Raw genomic sequence first — 22,082 nt, forward strand, 5'->3', positions numbered from 1 at the left:
CTCTCTTTAGCCCCTAACCTTATTTATGACAAATATTGCAGGCACCATTTCCCTCATCGGAAAAATACAGTTCGTCAATATCTTCTAAACCGACATGCAATGCGTTGACTGGCCTATTGTTCTTTTCTCTCAGCTTTCTAGCTTCAAAATCAGATTTTATCTGAATGATTCTTTGTGGCTGTTCAAGATCCTCTAGTGATTCGCCTTGAGACCAGAGGAAAGGTGAATTGCATTCTTTGGCTTTTTTCTCGTATCGTTTAGCTTCCTCAAATGCTTCAGGATGACGCTCTTTGAGGTTAACCCACTCAATTTTTTGTTGAAAAAAGCAAAACGTACAACCGCTTCTTGAACGCCACTCATAATACTTAGGTATGCCAAGAGGTGAGTCATTCAAAAGTTGAAAGACATCATTTCTTGTATAGCCAGCCTCTCTGAATGGGAAGTGTATATGTAAATTCTCATGATGACTGCTATATCCATCACGATGCTCTTCATCAGAACGAATAGCCACCAAACTGTGAACTATATGACCCTCTCTAAGCATCGAGTTCACCCAGTTTTTAAATGGCAATAACTTTAACTGGCGAGTACACCATCTAGTCTGAGCTGAAGGGAGGTAATTGCCATATTGTTCCAGCCAGAAATCGAAACCTCGTTCTTCGTTCAATCGAAGGATTGGTTTTCCTAAAAAACCCTCTAACTTATTAAGGTATTCATAAACCTCTGGAAGTTCTTTCCCTGTATCGGTAAAGAAATATTCTATATCCAACTCTGGATGTTCATGTTTCATAAAGATTGCTAATGCCGCGCTATCTTTACCACCAGAAAGCCCCAAGACATACTTATGCGCCATCATTTACCTCGTCAAGTTGCTCTAATGCAGAAATAAGTACAGACAGTTGTTCATGCCTATGTAACTTCGATGCTTTGAAGCTTCTTAGCATATCCGTTCCCATGACAGCTAGCTCTGACTGTCTTTTGTTGTCAAGTTCTATGCTGGTCTCTATCAGGCCTTTACGAGGGGTTGTATAGATGATGGCTACTGATTCACGCTGATTATCTAAACCATGGATATGAGCTACTGTCTCTAGCTTTCTAAACTGTTTGGAAAACTCGGCAATCCGGTTTTTTGCCGTGGTTACATCAAAGTCAGTCCAATCTTCAGTTTTTTTCTCCACAATAAGACCTAATACATCTTTTAAGGCAAATTGAGAACCATCGAAATTAGACATTCGAGCAATGAAGGCGTTTTCAGCCATAGTTGAAGCTTTATCCTTTATAACTAAAGCTCTTTCATTGAGGCGTTTAATATTGCTCTCATCTAGTTCTCTAAGTAATAAATCTGATAACTCATGCAGTAGTTTTGGATAGGCATTAATCAATTCATCCAAGGAGTTATGCAATTTTGATAGTAGTTTATCTATGTTTTCCGTCCCATAGATAGAAGCAATATCATGAAAAATTACTTTGTGAGGGTCTGATGCTCTCCTGATTTCATCCCTAAGTTTCAATGTTTCTTTAGCAAACTTCCTTGAACTCAGTGTCCAGCTAGGCAGACGACGAACTAGTGAAACTAATACTCTAGCAGCTTCAAGGGGAGACGCTTGTTCTGCAATTTTAAAATTTAAGCTATTTAGTACGGAAGATACTCCTTCTAGAAAGAGTTTTCTTTCCTTAGTAATCTCGACACCTTGTAGCTCAAACCTAGATATGTTTTGCAGGCTCTCATCAAGAGAGACTTCATCTACGTTAGGTAAATAGTACTGATCTTTGTATAAACCTAACTTTGATTTATTTGCTAAGTAAAATGCCCAAAATAGTAATGGAAGTAATCCTTCTTTTACACCGAACGGGGGGGTTCGCCAAAGCTCATAAATCCTGGAGATATTTAATTTTCCTTCAACAGAGTTGATAAGATTCATTGCCGCTTCCCACAAAAAAGCAATATTGCTATCTGTTGGCGCAGGCTGTGAAAATGACCAAGAGTTACTTCGAGAATCGAACTGATGAATCTGAGTAGCTTTCAAACAGGTCAAATAGAGCCCTTTCTCTGCTGGATAACCATCTATCCCTAAGTCTTCAATGGTTTCTGATTCTAGCATTTTATATAACAGCGCTTTTCGAGCCTTGACACTATTGCTTGATAGGATATCTCTATTGATCAACTCACTAGATATTCTAGGTGCATGAAAATACACTCTGTCTGCAATGTTTGAACAAAGTTGAGAAATATTATTATAGTACTCTCCATTGATAGCTTTGGAGTAATACCACTTCGCATTAACCACCGAAATTGATACAGCGTGCTTTATCCTTTCGACTGAAACTCGGCGTCTTTCTAATAGTTCTTTACGCGCAATGGAGTCACCGCTTAACTCTTGGTGAGACTCGATTTTATCCAAAGCTGAAATCTCTTGGATCAAATCGTAAATTTCAGCTCTGTTATGAGGAATACCAATTACGCTATTGCTATCATCATTCGCTAGTAAGCTGATAGCTGCTTCTGGAAGTTCATCTTGATCCAAGAGAAGTAGAAACTGTCCAAACTCGCTCTGGTTTGGTTTAAATGATGATATCTTTCCCTTAAGTGCTGAACTATCAACAGCTGATATCTTCATCCATCTTAATGCTCCAGTAAGATGAAGATGTTTTTTAGCCACTACAGGGTGTAGGCGGATGTGCTTTTCAGCATTATCTAGGTCTAGGTGACCTTTTGCTAGCTCGCTTTTAAGGGCTTTGTTGAAGTCAAAGTCACTTCCTTCAAATACAGACCATGCATCATTAAATCGTCGAAAAATAATGACTTTCCAGCTCTCTAATTCATTGAGAGCATTGTGGATTTCATCGTGAGAATAGGCTGGGTATAAGGTTTTTAAAATTGAGGTACTAGCACAAAGACCGGTACCATTTTTAAACAAGTCTATAACCGCAATACTTTTAGTCAGAGAAACATGCAGTTCTTTTCCATTTTGTATCGCCCTTTCTACAGAATTATTCGCTAATACCCATCGTTGGCTATCCATGGAGGCGATAATAGAAGGTTCTAGGTTCTCTTTCAGGTATCCCCAATACATATCTGGAGTATAAGATTCAAATGAGGTTGCTTCTGCTCGATTCAGGAAAGACTGAAAACCAAAGGTTTCCATTGAGCTTAAGAACCCAAATACACTGCGCTCATTTTGTCCATATTGCTTTTTTGATGCTGGTCCAAGCATCATTGCGGTTACGGGATGAATCGGCCAGCATTCTTGCAATAATTGATGGAAATCATCACTTATTGAGTAACGCTTTGTTTTTATGCAGTTAGCAACATCATAACAGATACGATAGGCTTCTTTACTTACAGAAGAATCGCATTTAATCGCCTTACCGATCAGTTCAATAGTTTCATCAGAGCTTGTTACCAATGGTATATCAGAAAATCTGCCTTGAACCTTTTCCCACTCATGTTGAATTTTTTCTGAAAAGTTTTGATGCTTAGCGTATTGCCTAAATGACTGATGCAATATACCCACTAAAACAATGCGTTCTTTGGCTCTAGAAACGAACTCAGCAAGCTCTTGGAAGAAATAGATATCATCCCCATTTTTCTCCGCACCTTCTAACAACTTCCCCATCTCATCAATGATTATTAAGAGGCCGTCGTTAGACTTTGATAGGTTTTCAAGTGAAGAAAATAAATTCTCTTGCGACGTAATGATAGTGCCCGTATGAGCTTCAACCGCTTGAGATATTACAGATAATGAATTGTTTCGACTTCCAACAACGGGTATAACTAGCCATCCCTTTTTATCTTTGGGAAAAGCTTCCTGAAAACCATCGACTAACGAAAGTTGGGTGATGTTGTTGTGAACTTCTTCACTTCCCAGTAATTTCGCTAAAGCTAAAGCTAAACTCGACTTGCCGCTACCAAAAGGGCCTGTCCACGTAAATGCTCTCTGGTTAGAGTTAATAATCTGCTGAGACATTGTGAATAGAAGCTTTTTAGCAGTTTCTAAGCAAACGTACCCACCTAATGCATCCGTATTTTTTAGATCGTCAGTCAATCGTATGGACTTTTGATAATAGGGTGCGATATTCACAAATTGACCTAGGACAGTATTATGACTCATAAGCTTTCTCCAGTAGTGCAGCCTTTAACTCTTCGAAGTCAGCGTTGGTGCGCAAAATCTGCTTTATGCCAGCTGAATCTGACCAAATTAATTGGCCTTGTGTTAGCTCTTCGATAGATAACAATCGTTCAGCTACAGAATTTTCATCCAACTTGAACACTCGCCCAGGAGAACTCTCTGCATATGTTATTAAGTCCAAAGATAAGGTATTCGAACTACTTTCTAAAGCGTTCCAAAAACACAATAATGAGTATGTAAATAGGTGATTATTCAGTGATTCTTTAGGGCCTCTATTGAATGAGAACACGCCATCTTCATCTTGATTTATCAGTCCCAACTCACTAAATACAGGCTCCGCAAAGTCTTCTTGATAACGTTCCGAGCCGCCTAGTTTTAATGCATAACTACGGAAAACTACATCCAAATCTTTTGACAAGCTGCTTAAAGAAACCTTTTTACCTTTCGAGTCAATCAACCTGACAAGCTCTTCCCTTACATCACTCTTTTTAAATTTACTTGCATTTAATCGATTAAACACATAGTAAATACTAGTGGCTTTATATCCTGTACTTGCTAGAACCCAATGTAGTAGCCATGTTGTCGTAACTGACTCTGAATACGGGTCCAGTCCACTATCTGAGAAGACTTTGTCTGATAGTGCAGTCAATTTAAAATGAGAGTTATCATATTCCGTCATTACGTCACATGCTAAAGCCCAATACTTCATTGAAGCTAACATGTTTTTCCCCACGCCTAACTCAGCGAATTGCTGCGGATCTGAGAACTTTTTCTTTTCAATCAATCCATTAACTGACATGTCGATGACTTTCTTTATCCATGTTTGTCGTAACGGAAAAGTTTCGTGCCCACTGAACGTTAGGCTGTATTTGTTTTGGTCGAGAACGCTGTACATAAATACCTCATACTGGATGTAATTCGCCAGTGCATTGGCGTAGTATACTGTATAGACATTCATCATTAAAGTGAGTACTGGATAGGAGTATCCAGTAAGAGTGAGGTGAGTTAAAAATTAGATCGTCTCCTCAGTTGGAATGAGCACTTGTTCGTTAGGAAGGATTTTAAATATTAAAACTAGCTGATTACCTGTAGCGTATTTAGAACCTAAAAAGCTCTAAGCCATTTTCGATTTTGCGGCTACGCTCATGACTCAATGATAAGTTACAGGATAAACTTCAACTTAGTGCTATTGGGTGTCATAGGCGCTTTTCTAGCAGAAATATTGGATAAGCCATACAACAAAGAACTGTTTGATCATAAGTGGTTGCTTTTGGGGTTGACCTTTTTGCTTAAATAACACTCGGCCTTGGTTACCACTGTAAGAATGTTTGTCACGCAAGTTGCGTCATGCAGTCTGCGTGATAAACGGTGCAAAAATTACATTTGATAAATGCTTGTTACATAAATTTTGAAAAAATGATATGAAATTCATCTAGTTTGGTAGCAGTAGGCGTAGTTTTCATTCATTTCCAATCTTCTAAAACGTTACCTCATACATCAGTTTTATCCAGAGCTAGTTCATATAGTTTTGACTGAAGCTGTGTGACTCCAATCGCTCAATAAGCAATATACTACTCCTGAACTTAATATTGCTTTTTTGTTAGTTTAGCTTCTAGAAATTGAATGAATGTATCGTCTTCTACGTTAAATAGATCATAAGCAACACTTTGACATCCCTCTTGCGAGATTTCTGTTACTTTTCCTTTGCCCTCGTTTTCAAATGAAAACTCTCGTTGAAGGTTATATATCAACTGATTGAACCTAAGGTCAGCATTGCTTCCCCAAAGCTCACGTAACAGTGAAAGCGTCATTTCTATACGTTTTGGGTCACGCATCAAGGCTCTCCTTTTGCTCTAGTCTTAAATACAAGTTTGAATTAATCCTATGGCGACAATCATCAGTCACATTGAGTGTTGCTTCTAGTTTGAACTTTCATAGACTTGTGAAAGTAAATGGGTGTTCTGTTGGTTATTTATATAAGTTATTAATTTATTCGTACTTATATCGAGTAAGGTTTTCTTAGTCCTCCGGTTTTTATTATACTAAGTATATCTTAGTATTTGACTGTCTAGTTGTCGAAAGAGAGATTCCACCTAATGACCGACTTTAAGTTAGATCAATTCAACGTATACATGTTGGAGCTATCTAACGTAGAAAACCGTAGAGTACTTGAGCTTTACCAAAAAGCAGACCATCTAAGCACAGATTTTGATATGAGCTCAGAAAATCCGTTTACTAATGGCAATGTTCAAAGTAGATATTCAGAACTTATTTCAGAAATGAAGTCCTTTGAGGCGAGTGTATGTAACGTAACTTTGGTGTCACTAATTTACCCCCATATGGCTAGAGCTTATCTCAATAGCAATAATTTTGAATTGGCCCTCGCTTATGCTCACTCGGGTTACGAGTGTTCCAAACTATCGACTTTTTTATCAAGATCTACTCGAAAGTCAGCCATAGACAGTTATAGAGTTTTGATGGATATCGCTATTCTCATAGGGGCTTACGAATCTTTGCTTGAGATGCATAACGCTTTTCTTGAAGAGTTTAAATATCATCAATTAGATATAGCAGAAATAGTTTTGGCTCAATCAAACTTAAATGAGCTGTCACCTCAACAGTTAAAATTGAGTGAAGCAGAGTTCAAAACCAAGTTACAAACCTCAAATAGAGCACCGACCTTTACACACTTATATACAACTGAAACCATAAATATTGAATCAGCAATTCGCTGTCTCATAAAGATTGATGGTTGTACGAGGGAAGAAGCCGAGAGGGCTATCAACTGCATTTAGAAATAAAACTAAGAATTGCTTAGTATACAGAAAAGAGTAAAACTAAGACAATCTTAGCCAGTCGAGTCTTTAGTATGAACATCAAGTGTCATTCAATAATCCAATCCCAATACGCCTTAAGCATGCTCGTAAAAAAGCAAACCTTTCCCAAAAAGCTTTGGGGGTGCGCATAGGTATGGATGAAAGTTCAGCAAGTGCACGAATGAACCAATACGAAAAGGCTCGTCACACTCCTGATGTTAAAACTCTCAAGCTTATCGCTGATGAGCTAGGTGTGCCTTTAAGCTACTTTTTTTGTGAAGATGAAATAACAGCTGAGCTGGTTATAAATTTGCACAAGCTGTCGGACGCTGATAAGTTGAGAGTTCTGGAGGTGGTTATTCAGTTAATGCTACAAGGCAACGAAGGCAGCAAGAGATAATCTATAGTCCTGTTTTCTTTTAAGCGTCTCTAGAGTGTTAATAATCGTACGTATTATTAACGGGCGCACTCTAGTACTAGTCATTCAGTCCCAATATTTGTCTGACTGAAAGGGGAAGTTCAGAAACGCGGTTGGCCCATATTTGTGCGAAGTTCCTTCGCCTTTCAGTTGCTAACTCTTTTTCTAGCCTCTGGCATTTTTTTAGTAATTCATCGTGAGTCTTCCTAGCGTTTCCTTTGGCCTTGTTATTAAGATAGTTCGTAAGCCTTTTTTCTTTCTCTCGCAATAATTTGTTATTGACTTCGTTTAACATATCGCGAAAGCCGGCCGCCCATTTTGAGCCTTTGGTTGGGTCTAGAGTTGCGGGCTTTACATCAATAATATTAGCAACATCGCTGACCCTAATTTGCCATAAGCTTGATTTGGCGAAATCTGATAGCTTTCTATGTGTTTTGATATATTCTTGTCGTTGTGCGCTTAGTGACTGTAGTGCACGCCAAGCTTTAATAGATTTATTGCCTGATGATACCCAATGAGGTAGTTCTTCTGATGCTTGTGTGCTCTCATATTGGGATTGTTGTGTTAGTAAATCGAGGCTCATATTGCATTCTCCTCAGTATTTAGGCTCCATATTAGGGATTCAATAACTTTTGGCGCTACGTCTAAGCGTTTTAGGTGGCTAAGGGCATTTTTGACGGTCCGTATGGCAGGTTCACGCCATGCCCTTGGAACTCTTGGTGTTTGTAGGAGTTTAACATCATTGGCTATACCAAGTAGGATTCCCGGTATGTTACCTTCCTGAGTCAGATTGTTCACACAGCCAAGGCAAAGTCCAGGGCAAGCGTTGTGACGTTGAGGTACTCCCTCATAAGCGCATTTTGCGCGTTGCTGATTGCGCTTGAGTAAAATACAGAAGCCCCATGGATTAGCTTTGATGTCTTGAATTTCTTCCAAAGAAAATCGTGCAATCAATTTATCTAGGTGTTCCGCAGATGTCACGTGGCTCTTGGCAAATACTCTTCGTAATAATGTGTCTAACTTGCCTGCAAAACCTTGTCCGGCTCTACTTAAATGGTTTTGAAGTAAGGAACTTATAACGCGTCGTTTCACAGTGTCATGTTGGCGTCGAGTCTCCTTATCACGAATATAAGCAAGCCACATGGCTTGGCTGACATGTTTGAAGTGCGAACGTATCATCCAACCTGCATCCCCATCGAATCGGCGGTACACGGCCTCAGCCCAGATATGGCGTAATGCATGTGGTGTAGGGTACAGGCAGCCATCTATTATCTCGTTTATTACCTCCTTTGTGTACAACGCTGAGAATTTGTCCGTTTGGCCCCTGATAAGAATGTCTGCTTTGGTTGTTTCTGAAAGGTTTTCATCTATCAACTGGTGTATATCTTCTGTTAAGTCGCCAGCACAATAACGTTCCAATACTTTTTTTCGATCGGAGTAAGTTAAGAAGAACACAACTCGATCTCGTTCCCTGCGGGCTCTACGTCGTGCTTCAATAAGTAACTTGTCTTGTTGAAGGTGACGCCAGTTTTCTTGTGCTCTTTCTTCTCCTAGTTGTTGAAATTGCTTTTGTTCTTCAATGGTTAAGATATATTGTTGTGCTCGCGTTCGGAGTCGTTCGTAGGTTTCTGACTTATCTAACTGGATAAACGAAGGGTAGTAGTCGACGAAGTGATGCCACATGGATCTTACGCGATGTTTAACAAAATCCCCCGAAGCGTCTGATTTTTTTATTAACTTAAATCGAGTTGGATACAGACATGGCCTATTCATATCGGCCCTTACCAGCAATGCTAACTGTTGTGCTGTGTTATAGGTGGTTTGGGTAATTTCTCGATTTATCTTTGCTTCACCATAGACTTTAGGTACTTTCCACTTAACGGTATGCCTCCAGGGACAGGTGTGCTGATCGAGTCCATCTAGATTTCGGACTGTATGGATATCTTGTAGCGACCAGCCGAATTCTGACTCTCGCCAACCTGTTAGGGCTACAACGTAAGTTAAGCCAGCATCTCCAACCAATCGAATAAACTTGTTTAGATACGTAGACTTGTAAGCTTCTTTTATTGTCAAGCCTAGACGGATAAACCAATCAATCGAAGGTGGTTCAACATTAACCTCTTTGTTGTGTTTTTCCCACCGGTTGTTTATCCATTCTTGCAGAGGATAGAGATTTTCCTCTAAACCAAGACGGGGAGCTACTACGCTAGACAACCATTTTTGATGCAATAACCTAAGCTCATCTGAATAATAGTTGTGTTTCTTATCTAAGTCAGTTAAGTATATCGCTACAACGTGTCGTAACCAGTCCATTTCATTTTCGTTGGTTATATCGAGTCTTAGATGTTTTGCTAGTGCTTGGATTTCGGAAGTTTTTAATAATGCTTCTTTGGCTTTTAATGGCCTAAGGTGTTGAGCAAAAACTTTTTTCGTAGCAGCTTGAATTCGAAGTAGAGTTTCATCTCCGAGGTGACGCCTTGAGTTGCTTTTGTGGGTTATTCCACGCGGAATTTGATGGATTTTTTTATTCTGTAGAAAATGATGAACGGTTAGCTTTGCAGATTCTAAACTGACATTAGCTAAGTGGGCTATGGTTTCCATGTCGTCTAAGGTGAGTTTAAGTGCTGTTGCCAAGGAAATATGTTGAGAGAAAAATGTATAGCAATGGTCAATGTAGTAACGACCATAATCGAGTGTTAAGCGGTTTAGAGTCCCTCCCTGTTTCCAATCAGCATATGTTAACTCACCATCAGACATTGTATTAATTGTTTCTTTCCAGCATTTCTTTAATACATTTGTGGTGAAGGTGCTAGTAAAGCCAATGGTTTCGAGCCCAAGGCGATGTAAGGTTAGCCGCCACTCTCTTATATCAATACGGGTTATTTTAGAGTAGCTGCATGGTGTTAATCTACGTTCTAAAGCACCGCTTGCAGAGATGTTGTGCATTAACTGATACTCAAACAGTTGATTCAATTCCTTCTTAGTAATTAGAAGCGATATCTGTTTTACTTCTTGTTTTTGAGCAAGATGCTTTTGATGTTGATAATGTTCTGCTAACCAAAATAACCATTTACAAATGCAGACAAAGTCATGTCTCAGCGACCAAGTGTTTCGATTCGTTTTGGTCGCATCCAAAAATAACAATCGGGCTAACCAGCTAGGTGATATACCAACAAAATCGCACCACTCGGGGTTTTCATCTTCCAGCGCATATAGGCCTGAAAAGTCTAGGGTAGCTCTTGGGAAAAACCACTTGCTATCGTTTAAAGCACTCTTAGAACCCATATTTATTAGGCGTTGCTGTAATTCATTTGTTGAATATGCTTGATGATTAGTATTGGTTTTTATTGGGGTTTGTGGTCTCACGTTCCAAGCCCTCCGTGTATTTGAGCATCAAATAATGGTGGTAATACCCCACGAAGTTTTTCAAACTGTTTTTTTCCTGATTTGACAACGTCAGGACTAAGTTGATTGTTCAATAATGATGACATCCATTCAGCATCAGGCAGGACAGTGCGTTCAAAAAACTGCAAGGCATGTCTAATAAGTTTACTTGATTGTCGTTCCGCTTCAGAAAGGTAGTGTAAGAAGTAAACCACCGTTTCAGGAGTATCCCATACGATGTATTCGTCTGGTTCAGCATCTGTGGAAGTCGTAGCAGCCGGCGGTGTAATTATCTGTCCTAATGGGTTTACACGTACACTTTGACTTTCAGTTAGCTTATGAATTTTGGTCTGCATACTACGTTCACGAGCAAGGGTTATGGCCGCGTCAATATTGGGTCTGTAAGCATAGTGCTCTATATCGTCAAGAACAATTCTAGTTATCCGACCATTCAGGTTTACCCATTCCTTATTTTTGTCCGTCATGTAGTAGGTTTTCTCTACTCCAGCAGTGTGTGAATTGGTGTTTATTAAATCCCTGTCGCGGTATTGATCACTTCGGGCTTGCACTGAGCTGGTTTTTATCGCGGATAGTCCAAATAACAATTGAGGTAGTGGGTGTGCGGTCTCTCTATAGTAGAGTTCAGCGCTATATTGTGGCTGAGTCTTTTGCTTTTCTTTGGCCCAAGCATCGCGAGATTGGTTAGTGTTGTTGGCTATAGCCAAATATAGGCGTCGAAAGAGATTGCTTGTTGACCGAGCATAAAGGTGAGTATCTATCCACTTCGATAGGATTGGTATTTGCCATAGTTTAGTTAATAGCCCCGGTACTGTAAGGTTTGTGTGCAGGCTACATTGGAGAGCCTTAATGTCAGGACATACTCTTTCTTTATCATTTGGTAGCATTTGAAGATAAGCAATTAATGCTTTGGCCTCGATGAGGGAGGAGTCTAAAAACTGCGGCTCTTGAATACCACTTCGACCTTTATAGTAGATGCATTGTAGACCGACAGGTCTATGATTATTGTTGTAATGTATGCAAAAACTATTGGGTTTCAGTTTCCGAATATCGGTAGGTTGTACAGTTTGCCATGCACAAAGCCAAGCTACCAGCACTTGCTCCAGTGGACTTGGGGCTTCTAAATACATCGGATGGAATAGATGTGGCTTCAAGAACGTGTTTTGATATTGATTACCCACTTTAGTTTTTATGCCTAGATCTCTACCATCATACATTTGATGCCGACATACATCGTATGCTTTAGGGTTGAGACAATCAGCTAGCAACAAATCTAAGGAGCCATCAGGAAGTTCTGAGGATTGCCGTAAAATAATCTTTTGTAATTCACGACAGTAATGTAGCTCACGTTGCCTAGAGCTCAGCCCAACACCTACATTGTTAATATGGGAGTTCTTTGTTATTAGCTCTTTTATGGCAGATTTTCTCTGAAGTATCCACACTAATGTGCTGGCTATGGTAATACTAAAACTTGCCATTAACCGTTTTGGACTCTCCATCGCTAACCAGTCATTATCACCAACAATTGGTCGTAACCAGTCCATTTGAGTGAACCAACTTGTTAACGTGTCAGGTGTAGGTTCACCACGTTCAAGTAAGTTCGTGTTTTCAACAAGCAACAGGATATGATTTTGTTGCTCTGCCGTAAAAATATTGCTGTTTGCCCCCTCTTTTAGCAATACCATAAGATCTTTGGTTCCTGTAGACTGGGGCAAGATATTTTCTTCATTAATTCGGTATGTTTGGAATTCATTGAGTAAATTGAAACGGTTAGTATTGTTTATTTGATGATTGTTCAGCCAATTAATAAACATTGATAGTCGGGTGATATATGTCCGTTGAGTAACTTCTCCTAAGGTTTGTTGCCACCACTCCGAGAGCATTGCTCTATGTGTGGTTCGATAAATCAATTTTGCGTCTGGATGCTGATTGTTTAATTGCAAGGCTCTACCATTGACAATCAGGCGAGTTGGGGATAGTTGTAGGCTTGTAGATAATGAGGGGATTGCTTTATCAAACTCATTGATTGCAGGTTGTTGTTCATTCATGCGAACTCCTTGTGTTCGCGCGTTAGCATTACATTGCGAAGTCGGATATAACGATGGACCGTTGTGGAGCCTTCACTATGGCGAAGGCGTTGTCGCACTACTTCCAGAGCTGCACTTTCGGAACGAGTTTCCTGTCCTTCTGGATTCTTTAGTTCTTCATGGAATAGTTTTGTTGCAAAGGTATGGCGAAGATCATGATAAGAGAGTTCTTGATTGATATGAGCTAATTGCTTTTTAACATTGCAGAAAATTGTTGAGGCCTGTTTAACACCAATAGGAAACCCTCTGCCTTTAGGGTCTTCACGAACGAACAAGGTTGGGGCTTCTGAATGTTCTGACTCCTCTACAATGGAAGCACGTTCATTGTCGTGGTAAGACTTCATTATTTCTAACAATTCACGGTCAAAGTATATTTTTCCCGTTTTCTTCCCTTTTGTGTAGTATCCCCTAAGTGTATATTCCCATTCCATTTTTTCTGGGCGAGATGTGAGCTCTTCGAATATTGATCGTAAACCTTTATGCTTTCCGCGATCGTTAAGCTCTAATCCACAGTTTTCAGAAGCTCGTAAGCCAACCTCGTAGCCCATTTGTAGTATTAGTCTGTCGCGTTTACAAGAGCAGCAACGTAGTAGTTCGTTATATTCATAGGTTGCAACATAATTAATCTTCAGAGGCCGAGTGTCTTTTTCAGCCATGTATTGCCTGGTCTTTCGATAGATTGTCGTAGAACGGCTATAGTCTTTTGGCCAAATACCTAAGGCGCATAAAAAGTTGCAATAAGCTGCAATGCCTGATTGGTGAGCCTTGAGAGAAGTTAGAGACCCTAAGCTATCGGGTAATATTGTATTTAGGTAATAATTGAGAAAGCGTGTAGTGAGTTTTTCGGTGTGGTGAACGCTGAGGTTAGGGTGTTGATTGATGTACTCAAGAAGCTTGTACACATGACCAACATAATTATCCAATGTGTTTTCTGATACAGATTCGGCTCTAAAAGAAAGCTCTACAGTTTTAGGGGGTCTGTATCGTCTCCCGTGTGTATCAAAATTACCAGTAGTATGCCATCCCCAAACCTCTTGCTTGATTCCCATTTGGATCAGCCAAAGGCTAGGTAAAATGATAGGCTCACGGTTATCGTCACAATATACATACAGCTTGTCGATATTTGTGCCGTCGATATTAAAGTTGTGATAAATGTCTTTATACATGAGTGTCCGCACTGTACATAGATAACTTTAAAAGACTAGTACGGAGTGTTTAATAGTGCCAAAAGAACCTAAAAATAATTCATAGAAATGAGGGGGGGTATTTTGCCGGTATTCGGCGCGATTTCTGGTTCGTATAAAGCGATATCAAACATGGTATTGAAATAGAGTTGGTCAAAGAGAGGGGCAGTATATACCCAAGTGCAGCGACTTGGGTACAAAAGAGGGCTTGGCGCTTACCAACCTTCGCCCTTTATCGTTAGCGGTTACACGAGCGCGCGAGCGTAGTTCTCTTCGACGGCGCGCCAGTTCACCACATTCCACCAAGCGTCGATGTATTCTGGTCGACGGTTCTGATAACTGATGTAGTACGCGTGCTCCCACACATCTAATGCAAGGATAGGTTCGCCGCGTACATCGGCCACGTCCATTAACGGGTTATCCTGATTGCTGGTGGAGGAGATGTGGATGTCGCCATCTTTCACAACTAACCATGCAAAGCCAGATCCAAACGTATTAACGGCTGCTTGAGCGAATTCGTCTTTGAACTTTTCGAAGTGACCAAACTTGTCGTTGATGGCTTGCGCAAGTGCGCCTTGTGGTTCACCGCCGCCTTCTGGCGACATGCAATTCCAGTAAAGGATGTGGTTGTAGTAGCCGCCGCCATTGTTGCGAATGGCTGGGCTATGTTGCGAAACGGCTGCGAAGATTTCGTCTAGCGATTGTGTTTCAAGATCACTGCCTTGCACGGCGGTGACGAATTTATCGAAGTAAGTCTTGTGGTGTTTGCTGTAATGCACTTCCATGGTTTTTGCGTCGATGTATGGCTCTAACGCATCGTATGGGTAAGGCAGAGCGGGAAATGTATGCGACATAGTAAACCCTCCTTAATCGGAGGATTTACTCTAATGTTAATGAAAATCATTATCAACTAAAATCTTGTAGGGTTATTTGCCTACTTTAACTAAAGGCAACGTGATGGAGACGCGCAAACCTCCCAGTGGGCTGCGGCTCGTGACTATCGTACCGCTGTGCTGACGAATCGCACTTTCTGTGATGGTTAACCCTAATCCAGTGCCGCCAGAGTGACGATCACGAGCGGTAGACACACGATAGAATGGACGGAAAATCGCATCTAACTCTTCATCCGGCACACCATCACCGTTGTCATCGACGGTAATCGTCAGTGTGTCAGTCTTGTCTTGAATGTCTATCTGCACTTCATCTTTTCCGTAATAAATCGCGTTGCGAATGATGTTTTCTACCGCGCTCATCAACAGTTTTGGGTTGCCTGAGATATGTCGCTCAGGGATCTCTGAATAGCGGAGTTTTTTACCCATTTGCTCGGCTTCAAACTGCGCATCTTTAATGATCTCTTCCCACAAACTTTCTATTGGCTGTGTCTCGCGTGTCATGTGGCTGTTCACCTGCATGCGCGAGAGCTCAAGCAATTCGCTGATCATCTGCTCAAGGCGCTGCGCTTCGGTATCAATGCGAACCAACTCAGGGCTGTCACCCTGTTTGCGCGTCGCTAATGCACTGGCCATGCGCAATCGAGTGAGTGGCGAGCGTAATTCGTGAGAAATGTCCGACAGTAAACGCTGCTGACCTGAAATCATCTGATTCACCGCTTCGACCATTTGGTTGAAGCTGCTGCCCGCTTGACGAAATTCTGCGGTGCCTTTTTCAAGATTCGGATCGATGACGAACTCACCTTTTGCCACTCGCTGTGCGGCGGCTTCAAGGCGGCGTGCGGGTTGGCTCAGCGCCCAAGCAAGCCACAGCAGTAATGGCGTGCTCACCAGCATGACGGCCAACAGTAACTGGAACGGATGGTCGAAGAGACGCAGCAGCAGCGGTGGTGGCTCGTTCCATTTAAAGCCAACGTACATCAGCAGTTCAGAGTCGGCCAGAACGATTGGCACAGGGCCGGCAATCATATAGCGGCCATAAAGTCTCTGTTTTGGCTTGTTGTAATCTTCAATACTGGTGACAAAGTTTTGCATCGCACGCAGTTGAAAGTTGCTGCGCTTATCGGTGGTTAAGACGTTGCCGTTGTAATCCGAAAAGAACACTCGTGGTCGTGGGTCATGTTTACCTGCGCGATTGCCCTCTATACGGAATAAAATGCGTCCTAGATCGGTTTCTTTGCTGTATTTGTTTTGAATGGCATCACGCGTTTCAATGATCCGCTGATAATGCTCGTCGGGAATGTCGCGTGCTTTCCTTGGATCCAAATGTGGCAGTGATAGCACGGCTATCAACACCAATAGCATAGTGAACCAAAAGATGGCAAAGATGCGTCCATACAAGCTATTAATCTTTGGCAGTTTGATGCGTGATAGGCGCATTAATCCTCCTCAAGCAGCATATAGCCGCGACCACGTAGGGTTTTGATGCGCGGTTTGCCATTGCTTTGGTCGGGCAGCTTTTTGCGTAAGTTCGACACGTGCATATCGATTGCGCGGTCAAAGGCCGCCAGTCGTTTACCTAGTACGTCGAGGCTCAACGTCTCTTTGGTGAGTACGTGTCCTGGGTTTTGGACAAAGTGGGTCAACAGCGCGAACTCGGTTGCGGTTAGATCCAGCAATTGTTGATCGCAGTAAGCCTCTTGCTTGCCCGGATACAGGCGCAACTCTTGGTACTCAATACAATCGCTGTTTTTGCCGTTTTTCTGCGTGTTACTGGTGCGACGTAAAATCGCGCGAATACGAGCGAGCAGCTCTCGGTCGCTGAAAGGTTTTGGTAAGTAGTCATCTGCGCCGAGCTCTAAACCGATCACTCGATCAATCTCTTCGCCTTTGGCGGTCAACATCAACACGGGGGTTTCCCAGTTCTCTCGCAGACGCTTCAGCGTTTCCATACCATTCAATTTGGGCATCATTACATCCAGTAGGATGAGGTCGATATCGCTGTTGATTGCGTTAAGGCCGGCTTCACCGTCGTTTGCTTCACTGACTTCGAATCCTTCGAAGCTGAGCACCTCTTTTAATAGGCTTGTCAGTTCTATGTCGTCATCAATTAAAAGAATTTTTGCCATCGGGGCACCTTTGGTCAGTTACCGTTTACTTAATATTACATTGGATTGATGTGCGACGAAGAGGGCAAAAATCACTCTTTACGATTCTTTACGCTCCCTATACGCCGCTTTACCTAGCGAGTCGTATTCTATACTCAAGCGCTGTGAGAACAGCCCAGAAGAATCACTCACTTGTGTAAGGAATCGAATTATGAAATCTGCAAAAAAGCTTGTGTTAGCTGCTGTTGTTCTACCTCTAACTTTAGGCACTGCGAGTGCATTCGCATTTGGCGGTAAAGATCACCACAAAGGCCCACGCGATGAATGTGGTATGGGTATGGACCGCGGCATCATGCGCGATTTGAACTTAACTGATGCACAAAAAGACCAACTGCAATCTTTCCGTGATGCAAACCGCGCGGAAATGAAAGGCAAATATTCACAAAACCGCGAAGCACGCATGGCAGAACGCCAAGCGCATCACGCGAAAATGCAGTCTCTATTGCTAGCGGATACGTTCGATGAAGCGCAAGCCACTGCTCTAGCGAAAGAGATGGTTGAGCGCCAAACTGAGCACCGCGTGAAAATGCTGGAGAGAAAACACCAAATGTTGAGCGTGCTGACTCCAGAGCAAAAAGCTGAATTTGTAAAACTGCAAAACGAGCGCATGCAAGAATGTGGTGACCAAATGCAACAACGCATGGGAAAACACCGCAATAATTAAGTCATGATCCGATGATATATATGAAGAGGCAGCCACAGGTTGCCTCTTTTTGATCTGGCGATTTCACGCGCATTCAACGTATACTCAAAATACGGTTTGAGTTAACTCTTTGATTATGAAACAGCAATATGCACGCTTAGTCACGACGGCAGCTTGGACAGCAACCATAGTGGCGACGCTTCTTCTCATTGTAAAAGTCATCACATGGTGGGTGACGGGATCGGTCAGCCTATTGGCATCGCTTATTGATTCGATGCTGGACATCGCCGCTTCAGTGGTGAATTTGGTGGTGGTTCGCTATTCGCTGCAACCAGCCGACAGAGAACACACTTTTGGGCATGGTAAGGCCGAGTCTCTCGCTGCGTTGGCACAGGCGATGTTTATCTCCGGCTCTGCGGTATTTTTGATCCTCAACGGTATCGATCGTTTCTTCAGGCCACACGAACTGAACGCGCCGGAGCTGGGTGTGTATGTCTCCTTGTTTGCGATGATGGTGACGTTTGGTTTGGTCATGTTCCAGAAACGCGTGGTGCGCATCACGGGCAGCCAAGCAATCGCAGCAGATTCGTTGCACTATCAAACGGATTTATACATGAACGGGGCGATCATGGTCGCGCTAGGGCTCAGCTACTTTGGGGTAACGCAAGCGGATGCGGTCTTCGCGATTGGTATTGGTATCTTCATTCTTTACAGCGCCTTCAAAATGGTCAGCGAAGCGATTCAAACGTTGCTCGACAGAAAGCTGCCCGATGAAGAGCTTGAGCAAATTAACCAAGCTTGTTTGAGCGTGAAAGGCGTGTTGGGCGTACATCAGTTGCGTACCCGTATGTCTGGTCCAACACGTTTTATTCAATTGCATTTGGAATTGGATGACAACTTGCGTTTAATTGAGGCGCATTATATCGCCGATAAAGTGGAAGATAATTTGTTGGCATTGTTCCCAGAGGCGGATGTATTGATCCATCAAGATCCGTTGTCGGTGGTATTTGGGCCAGAAAAAGAGCAAAAAGCACAAGATTGGTAAGAGTCGAAAAAACGTTTTGATCTTAACGACAAACAAGCGCTTATTGACTATCTTTCCATCAATGCTTATTAAGATTCGTGATCCTGATGTGAATCAACAAAGTTTCAAAGAGAAACTGTAATACTCTTACATAAGTAGAAAAGTTACATAAAAAAGTGCGTTTTAATTGGTATTCCTGTAGAGGAAATGTAACATAACGCACAGTTCTGGATTATGCAGGTTGCTTGGTAACAAGGGGCCTAAAAGAAAATTAAATAATTGATTGCCAAAGATCGAGGGTGAGCATGATTAAGAAGATCGGTGTTTTAACAAGTGGCGGTGACGCACCTGGTATGAACGCTGCTATACGCGGCGTAGTACGTACAGCACTATCCGAGGGATTGGAAGTTTTCGGTGTGTACGACGGCTACCTAGGCCTATACGAAGGCCGCATCGAGAAGCTAGATCGTTCTAGCGTTTCAGATGTGATCAACAAAGGTGGTACGTTCCTAGGTTCTGCACGTTTCCCTGAATTTAAACAAGTGGAAGTGCGTGAAAAAGCGATCGAGAACCTAAAGAAACATGGTATTGATGCGCTAGTCGTGATCGGTGGTGACGGTTCGTACATGGGTGCGAAGAAACTGACTGAAATGGGTTACCCATGTATCGGTCTTCCAGGCACAATCGATAACGATATCGCTGGTACTGACTACACAGTGGGCTACCTAAGTGCACTAAACACAGTTATCGATGCAATCGACCGTCTACGTGATACTTCTTCATCTCACCAACGTATTTCAATTGTAGAAATCATGGGCCGTCACTGTGGTGACCTAACTCTGATGTCTGCAATCGCGGGTGGTTGTGAGTACATCATCACTCCAGAAACTGGTCTAGATAAAGACAAGCTGATCAGCAACATCCAAGACGGCATCGCAAAAGGTAAGAAACACGCAATCATCGCGCTTACTGAGCTAATGATGGATGCAAATGAACTGGCTCGTGACATTGAAGCGGCTACAGGTCGTGAAACTCGTGCAACAGTACTTGGTCACATCCAACGTGGTGGTCGTCCAACTGCATTTGACCGCGTTCTAGCATCTCGCATGGGTAACTATGCTGTTCACCTACTGCTTGAAGGTCATGGCGGTCGTTGTGTCGGTATCGTGAAAGAGCAACTTGTTCACCACGACATCATCGACGCGATCGAAAACATGAAGCGTCCAGTGCGTAACGATCTATACAAAGTTGCTGAAGAACTGTTCTAAGCAAGCTTGAAATAGATAAAGAAAAACCGCGGCTTTCCGCGGTTTTTTTGTATTTGAGTATCAGCGAAAGGAAGCTGATGTATCGGGTAGAATCTTACGAAGCGCTGTTTTGTTCAATCAGCGTCAATTTACGTTCGCGCAACGCGAACATGTAACCCAGCAGCCCACCTAGTGTGTTGCCCAGCGCAATACCGATGAACAAGCCTTCAATGCTGTACACTTGGCTGCCAACCCATGCAGCAGGCAGCGTAAACACAAACAGGCGCATGAAGCTCCATTGGAAAGCGCGTAGCGGCTTGTGCATCGCATTCAGCCCACTCACCAACATCATCACAATACCTTGGAAACCATAGCTAAATGGAACCACTAGTAGATAGTGCCAAAGTAGATTCTTTACTGTTTCTTCTTGTGAAAATAACGCCGCTAAAGGAATGCTCAATGGCACCATCATCAAGAAGATAAACCCTTGGAACACCACAGCAAAACGCATGCTGAGAAACAAACCAGAGAAAGCGCGCTGAGGATTTTTTGCCCCTAAGTTCTGCGCCATAAATGGCGTGAGTGCGGAGGTCAGCGACATCAACACTAAGATCAGAATCGACTCAATACGCTGCGCAGCGCCGTAAGCTGCCACCGCTGCCGTGCCGTGGCTAGATAGCAGCATCATCAAAATCGCCCCCGATAACGGATTCATCGCATTGGATAGCGCTGCAGGGGTGCCAATTTTTAACGTCTGTTGCCAATCTTGTTTCAATGAGGCCCATTGAGGTTGTGCGAGCAGTTTTTCGCGTTTAACCAGCACATAGAAAGAGCCGCACAAAGCGCCTAGCCAACTAAAGGCACTCGCTATAGCAGCGCCTTGAATGCCAAGTTCTGGGAAGGGGCCATAACCGAAAATCAGTAGTGGATCGAGCATGCCGTTGATCAGACCGGCCAACATCATGATCTTAGCGGGTGTCTTAGTGTCGCCAGTGGCACGGATCGCACTGTTGCCCGCCATTGGAATCACCAACAGTGGAATGGTGAGATACCACACCTGCATGTATTGTTCGATGAGTGGAATCAGATCGTCGGCCGCGCCAAGGAAACGAAACAGTGGCGCAATGGTAGCAAAGCCAATAGAAGAAGCGATAGCGACGAGCAACACCGCCAACAGCAAACCGTGAGTCGTAAATCGCGCTGCTTGTGGAGCATGACCTTGACCAAGTAAGCGGCCAATGTTGGTCGATAGCCCCATCCCGATCCCCATCGTGATGCAGTTAACCGCAAAGGTGACAGGAAACGTGTAGCTGATTGCTGCGAGGGCATGCGTCCCCAACAACGAGATAAAAAACGTATCCACCAAGTTAAACATTAAAATTGCGATCATGCCCATGGTCATGGGGACGGTCATCTTGCGCAGTGTTTCGGGAATGGGCGCGCTCAGCAAACCATGCTTATCTGTCGCGTGGTTTTCTGGCTTGTTCTTTTCCAGCATGTTGAACATCTATCTGGTGGGCAAACTGCAAGGATACAAGAAAGCGAGAAGCTGGGCGAGTGAGCATTTCGCACGCAAACCGTTGCTTAGCTGTTCGTTATTTTAACTAAGTCACAAAAAAAATACGTCTCCCCCTTGGGATTACTCGTTTGACCCCTTATATAGGGATCACGTGCCCCAACGCGGGCAATTATCAAATAAACATGGAAATTTTCAGGAGAGACGACCGATGAACATTCGTCCATTACATGACCGAGTTATCGTTGAACGTAAAGAAGTTGAATCTAAGTCTGCTGGTGGCATCGTTCTTACTGGTTCTGCTGCGGAAAAATCAACTCGCGGTGTTGTTCTAGCTGTAGGCAAAGGCCGCATCCTAGAAAACGGCACAGTACTACCGCTAGACGTAAAAGTTGGTGACACCGTTATCTTCGCTGAAGGTTACGGTACTAAAACTGAAAAAATCGACGGTAAAGAAGTGCTTGTCATGTCTGAAAACGACATCATGGCGATCGTTGAATAATAGCAATCATTGAGTAATTTTTTGCTCAGATTCAAATTGAAAATCAAACACAAAG

General features: G+C 42.7%; 18 protein-coding genes. 6 read left to right on the forward strand and 12 right to left on the reverse strand.

Going from position 1 to position 22,082, the window contains the following annotated elements; translation table 11 throughout:
• Nucleotides 1–19: 19 nt before the first annotated feature.
• The 4 genes from NL646_RS19435 to NL646_RS19450 all read right to left on the reverse strand — a co-directional run bounded on the left by NL646_RS19435 (nt 20) and on the right by NL646_RS19450 (nt 5,965).
• Nucleotides 20–856 (reverse strand): phosphoadenosine phosphosulfate reductase family protein, encoded by an 837-nt coding sequence (locus NL646_RS19435; protein WP_253664582.1) that lies wholly within the window; start codon nt 854–856, stop codon nt 20–22.
• Nucleotides 843–4,112, reverse strand: a complete 3,270-nt coding sequence (locus NL646_RS19440) for a hypothetical protein (RefSeq protein WP_253664583.1) — start codon at nt 4,110–4,112, stop codon at nt 843–845. Before NL646_RS19440 ends, NL646_RS19435 begins: the two co-directional genes overlap by 14 nt.
• On the reverse strand, nt 4,102–5,025 hold the full coding sequence (locus NL646_RS19445) for a DUF4007 family protein (protein WP_253664584.1): 924 nt from the start codon (nt 5,023–5,025) through the stop codon (nt 4,102–4,104). The genes NL646_RS19440 and NL646_RS19445 overlap by 11 nt, the downstream gene beginning before the upstream one ends.
• 688 nt (nt 5,026–5,713) lie before the next feature.
• Nucleotides 5,714–5,965, reverse strand: coding sequence for a hypothetical protein (locus NL646_RS19450; RefSeq protein WP_253664585.1), 252 nt, complete (start codon nt 5,963–5,965; stop codon nt 5,714–5,716).
• Between the two features lie 261 nt (nt 5,966–6,226).
• Between NL646_RS19450 and NL646_RS19455 the strand changes: the two genes are divergently transcribed.
• Nucleotides 6,227–6,925, forward strand: coding sequence for a hypothetical protein (locus tag NL646_RS19455; RefSeq protein ID WP_253664586.1), 699 nt, complete (start codon nt 6,227–6,229; stop codon nt 6,923–6,925).
• Nucleotides 6,926–7,010: 85 nt separating this feature from the next.
• Nucleotides 7,011–7,346, forward strand: a complete 336-nt coding sequence (locus NL646_RS19460; RefSeq protein ID WP_253664587.1) for a helix-turn-helix transcriptional regulator — start codon at nt 7,011–7,013, stop codon at nt 7,344–7,346.
• Between the two features lie 76 nt (nt 7,347–7,422).
• On the opposite strand, the gene NL646_RS19465 is transcribed toward NL646_RS19460, so the two are convergent.
• From NL646_RS19465 to NL646_RS19495, 7 genes are all read right to left on the reverse strand, one after another.
• Nucleotides 7,423–7,947: a hypothetical protein gene (locus NL646_RS19465; protein WP_253664588.1), complete on the reverse strand. Its 525-nt coding sequence runs from the start codon at nt 7,945–7,947 to the stop codon at nt 7,423–7,425.
• On the reverse strand, nt 7,944–10,730 hold the full coding sequence (locus NL646_RS19470) for a hypothetical protein (protein WP_253664589.1): 2,787 nt from the start codon (nt 10,728–10,730) through the stop codon (nt 7,944–7,946). Before NL646_RS19470 ends, NL646_RS19465 begins: the two co-directional genes overlap by 4 nt.
• The gene (locus NL646_RS19475; protein WP_253664590.1) at nt 10,727–12,814 is read right to left on the reverse strand and encodes a hypothetical protein; all 2,088 of its coding nucleotides are present in this window, start codon (nt 12,812–12,814) and stop codon (nt 10,727–10,729) included. The genes NL646_RS19470 and NL646_RS19475 overlap by 4 nt, the downstream gene beginning before the upstream one ends.
• A complete protein-coding gene (locus tag NL646_RS19480; protein WP_253664591.1) occupies nt 12,811–14,019 on the reverse strand; it encodes a site-specific integrase in 1,209 nt (402 codons plus the stop codon). Before NL646_RS19480 ends, NL646_RS19475 begins: the two co-directional genes overlap by 4 nt.
• Before the next feature lie 263 nt (nt 14,020–14,282).
• Complete coding sequence (locus NL646_RS19485; RefSeq protein WP_025522787.1) at nt 14,283–14,891, reverse strand: superoxide dismutase; 609 nt, start codon at nt 14,889–14,891, stop codon at nt 14,283–14,285.
• Between the two features lie 72 nt (nt 14,892–14,963).
• Nucleotides 14,964–16,367: an envelope stress sensor histidine kinase CpxA gene (gene cpxA, locus NL646_RS19490; protein WP_229612697.1), complete on the reverse strand. Its 1,404-nt coding sequence runs from the start codon at nt 16,365–16,367 to the stop codon at nt 14,964–14,966.
• Complete coding sequence (locus NL646_RS19495; protein ID WP_031821127.1) at nt 16,367–17,056, reverse strand: response regulator; 690 nt, start codon at nt 17,054–17,056, stop codon at nt 16,367–16,369. Before NL646_RS19495 ends, cpxA begins: the two co-directional genes overlap by 1 nt.
• 190 nt (nt 17,057–17,246) lie before the next feature.
• Here NL646_RS19495 and NL646_RS19500 point away from each other — a divergent pair, with 190 nt between their 5' ends.
• The 3 genes from NL646_RS19500 to pfkA all read left to right on the forward strand — a co-directional run bounded on the left by NL646_RS19500 (nt 17,247) and on the right by pfkA (nt 20,030).
• The gene (locus tag NL646_RS19500; protein ID WP_005487153.1) at nt 17,247–17,759 is read left to right on the forward strand and encodes a CpxP family protein; all 513 of its coding nucleotides are present in this window, start codon (nt 17,247–17,249) and stop codon (nt 17,757–17,759) included.
• Nucleotides 17,760–17,874: 115 nt separating this feature from the next.
• Nucleotides 17,875–18,783 (forward strand): CDF family cation-efflux transporter FieF, encoded by a 909-nt coding sequence (gene fieF, locus NL646_RS19505; protein WP_005482190.1) that lies wholly within the window; start codon nt 17,875–17,877, stop codon nt 18,781–18,783.
• A 284-nt stretch (nt 18,784–19,067) separates the two neighbouring features.
• Entirely contained in the window at nt 19,068–20,030 is a 963-nt protein-coding gene (pfkA, locus tag NL646_RS19510; RefSeq protein WP_005460467.1) for a 6-phosphofructokinase, read from the forward strand.
• Nucleotides 20,031–20,124: 94 nt separating this feature from the next.
• Here pfkA and NL646_RS19515 read toward each other — a convergent pair whose 3' ends face one another.
• Nucleotides 20,125–21,507 carry an MATE family efflux transporter gene (locus tag NL646_RS19515; RefSeq protein WP_021453404.1) on the reverse strand — a complete coding sequence of 461 codons (1,383 nt, stop codon included), beginning with the start codon at nt 21,505–21,507 and terminating at the stop codon, nt 20,125–20,127.
• Between the two features lie 229 nt (nt 21,508–21,736).
• On the opposite strand from NL646_RS19515, the gene NL646_RS19520 reads away from it, so the two are divergent.
• Entirely contained in the window at nt 21,737–22,027 is a 291-nt protein-coding gene (locus tag NL646_RS19520) for a co-chaperone GroES (RefSeq protein ID WP_005381516.1), read from the forward strand.
• Nucleotides 22,028–22,082 lie beyond the last annotated feature (55 nt).

It is taken from the genome of Vibrio sp. Y20_XG_PY13 (assembly GCF_024181925.1).
Classification (GTDB): Bacteria; Pseudomonadota; Gammaproteobacteria; order Enterobacterales; family Vibrionaceae; genus Vibrio; species Vibrio parahaemolyticus.

Excerpts from the sequence above, each read along its gene's own strand:
- NL646_RS19435 (WP_253664582.1), bottom strand. The coding sequence starts at position 856 with ATGATGGCGCATAAGTATGTCTTGGGGCTTTCTGGTGGTAAAGATAGC.
- NL646_RS19440 (WP_253664583.1), bottom strand. The coding sequence starts at position 4,112 with ATGAGTCATAATACTGTCCTAGGTCAATTTGTGAATATCGCACCCTAT.
- NL646_RS19445 (WP_253664584.1), bottom strand. The coding sequence starts at position 5,025 with ATGTACAGCGTTCTCGACCAAAACAAATACAGCCTAACGTTCAGTGGG.
- NL646_RS19450 (WP_253664585.1), bottom strand. The coding sequence starts at position 5,965 with ATGCGTGACCCAAAACGTATAGAAATGACGCTTTCACTGTTACGTGAG.
- NL646_RS19455 (WP_253664586.1), top strand. The coding sequence starts at position 6,227 with ATGACCGACTTTAAGTTAGATCAATTCAACGTATACATGTTGGAGCTA.
- NL646_RS19465 (WP_253664588.1), bottom strand. The coding sequence starts at position 7,947 with ATGAGCCTCGATTTACTAACACAACAATCCCAATATGAGAGCACACAA.
- NL646_RS19475 (WP_253664590.1), bottom strand. The coding sequence starts at position 12,814 with ATGAATGAACAACAACCTGCAATCAATGAGTTTGATAAAGCAATCCCC.
- NL646_RS19480 (WP_253664591.1), bottom strand. The coding sequence starts at position 14,019 with ATGTATAAAGACATTTATCACAACTTTAATATCGACGGCACAAATATC.
- NL646_RS19485 (WP_025522787.1), bottom strand. The coding sequence starts at position 14,891 with ATGTCGCATACATTTCCCGCTCTGCCTTACCCATACGATGCGTTAGAG.
- cpxA (WP_229612697.1), bottom strand. The coding sequence starts at position 16,367 with ATGCGCCTATCACGCATCAAACTGCCAAAGATTAATAGCTTGTATGGA.
- NL646_RS19495 (WP_031821127.1), bottom strand. The coding sequence starts at position 17,056 with ATGGCAAAAATTCTTTTAATTGATGACGACATAGAACTGACAAGCCTA.
- NL646_RS19500 (WP_005487153.1), top strand. The coding sequence starts at position 17,247 with ATGAAATCTGCAAAAAAGCTTGTGTTAGCTGCTGTTGTTCTACCTCTA.
- fieF (WP_005482190.1), top strand. The coding sequence starts at position 17,875 with ATGAAACAGCAATATGCACGCTTAGTCACGACGGCAGCTTGGACAGCA.
- pfkA (WP_005460467.1), top strand. The coding sequence starts at position 19,068 with ATGATTAAGAAGATCGGTGTTTTAACAAGTGGCGGTGACGCACCTGGT.
- NL646_RS19515 (WP_021453404.1), bottom strand. The coding sequence starts at position 21,507 with ATGCTGGAAAAGAACAAGCCAGAAAACCACGCGACAGATAAGCATGGT.
- NL646_RS19520 (WP_005381516.1), top strand. The coding sequence starts at position 21,737 with ATGAACATTCGTCCATTACATGACCGAGTTATCGTTGAACGTAAAGAA.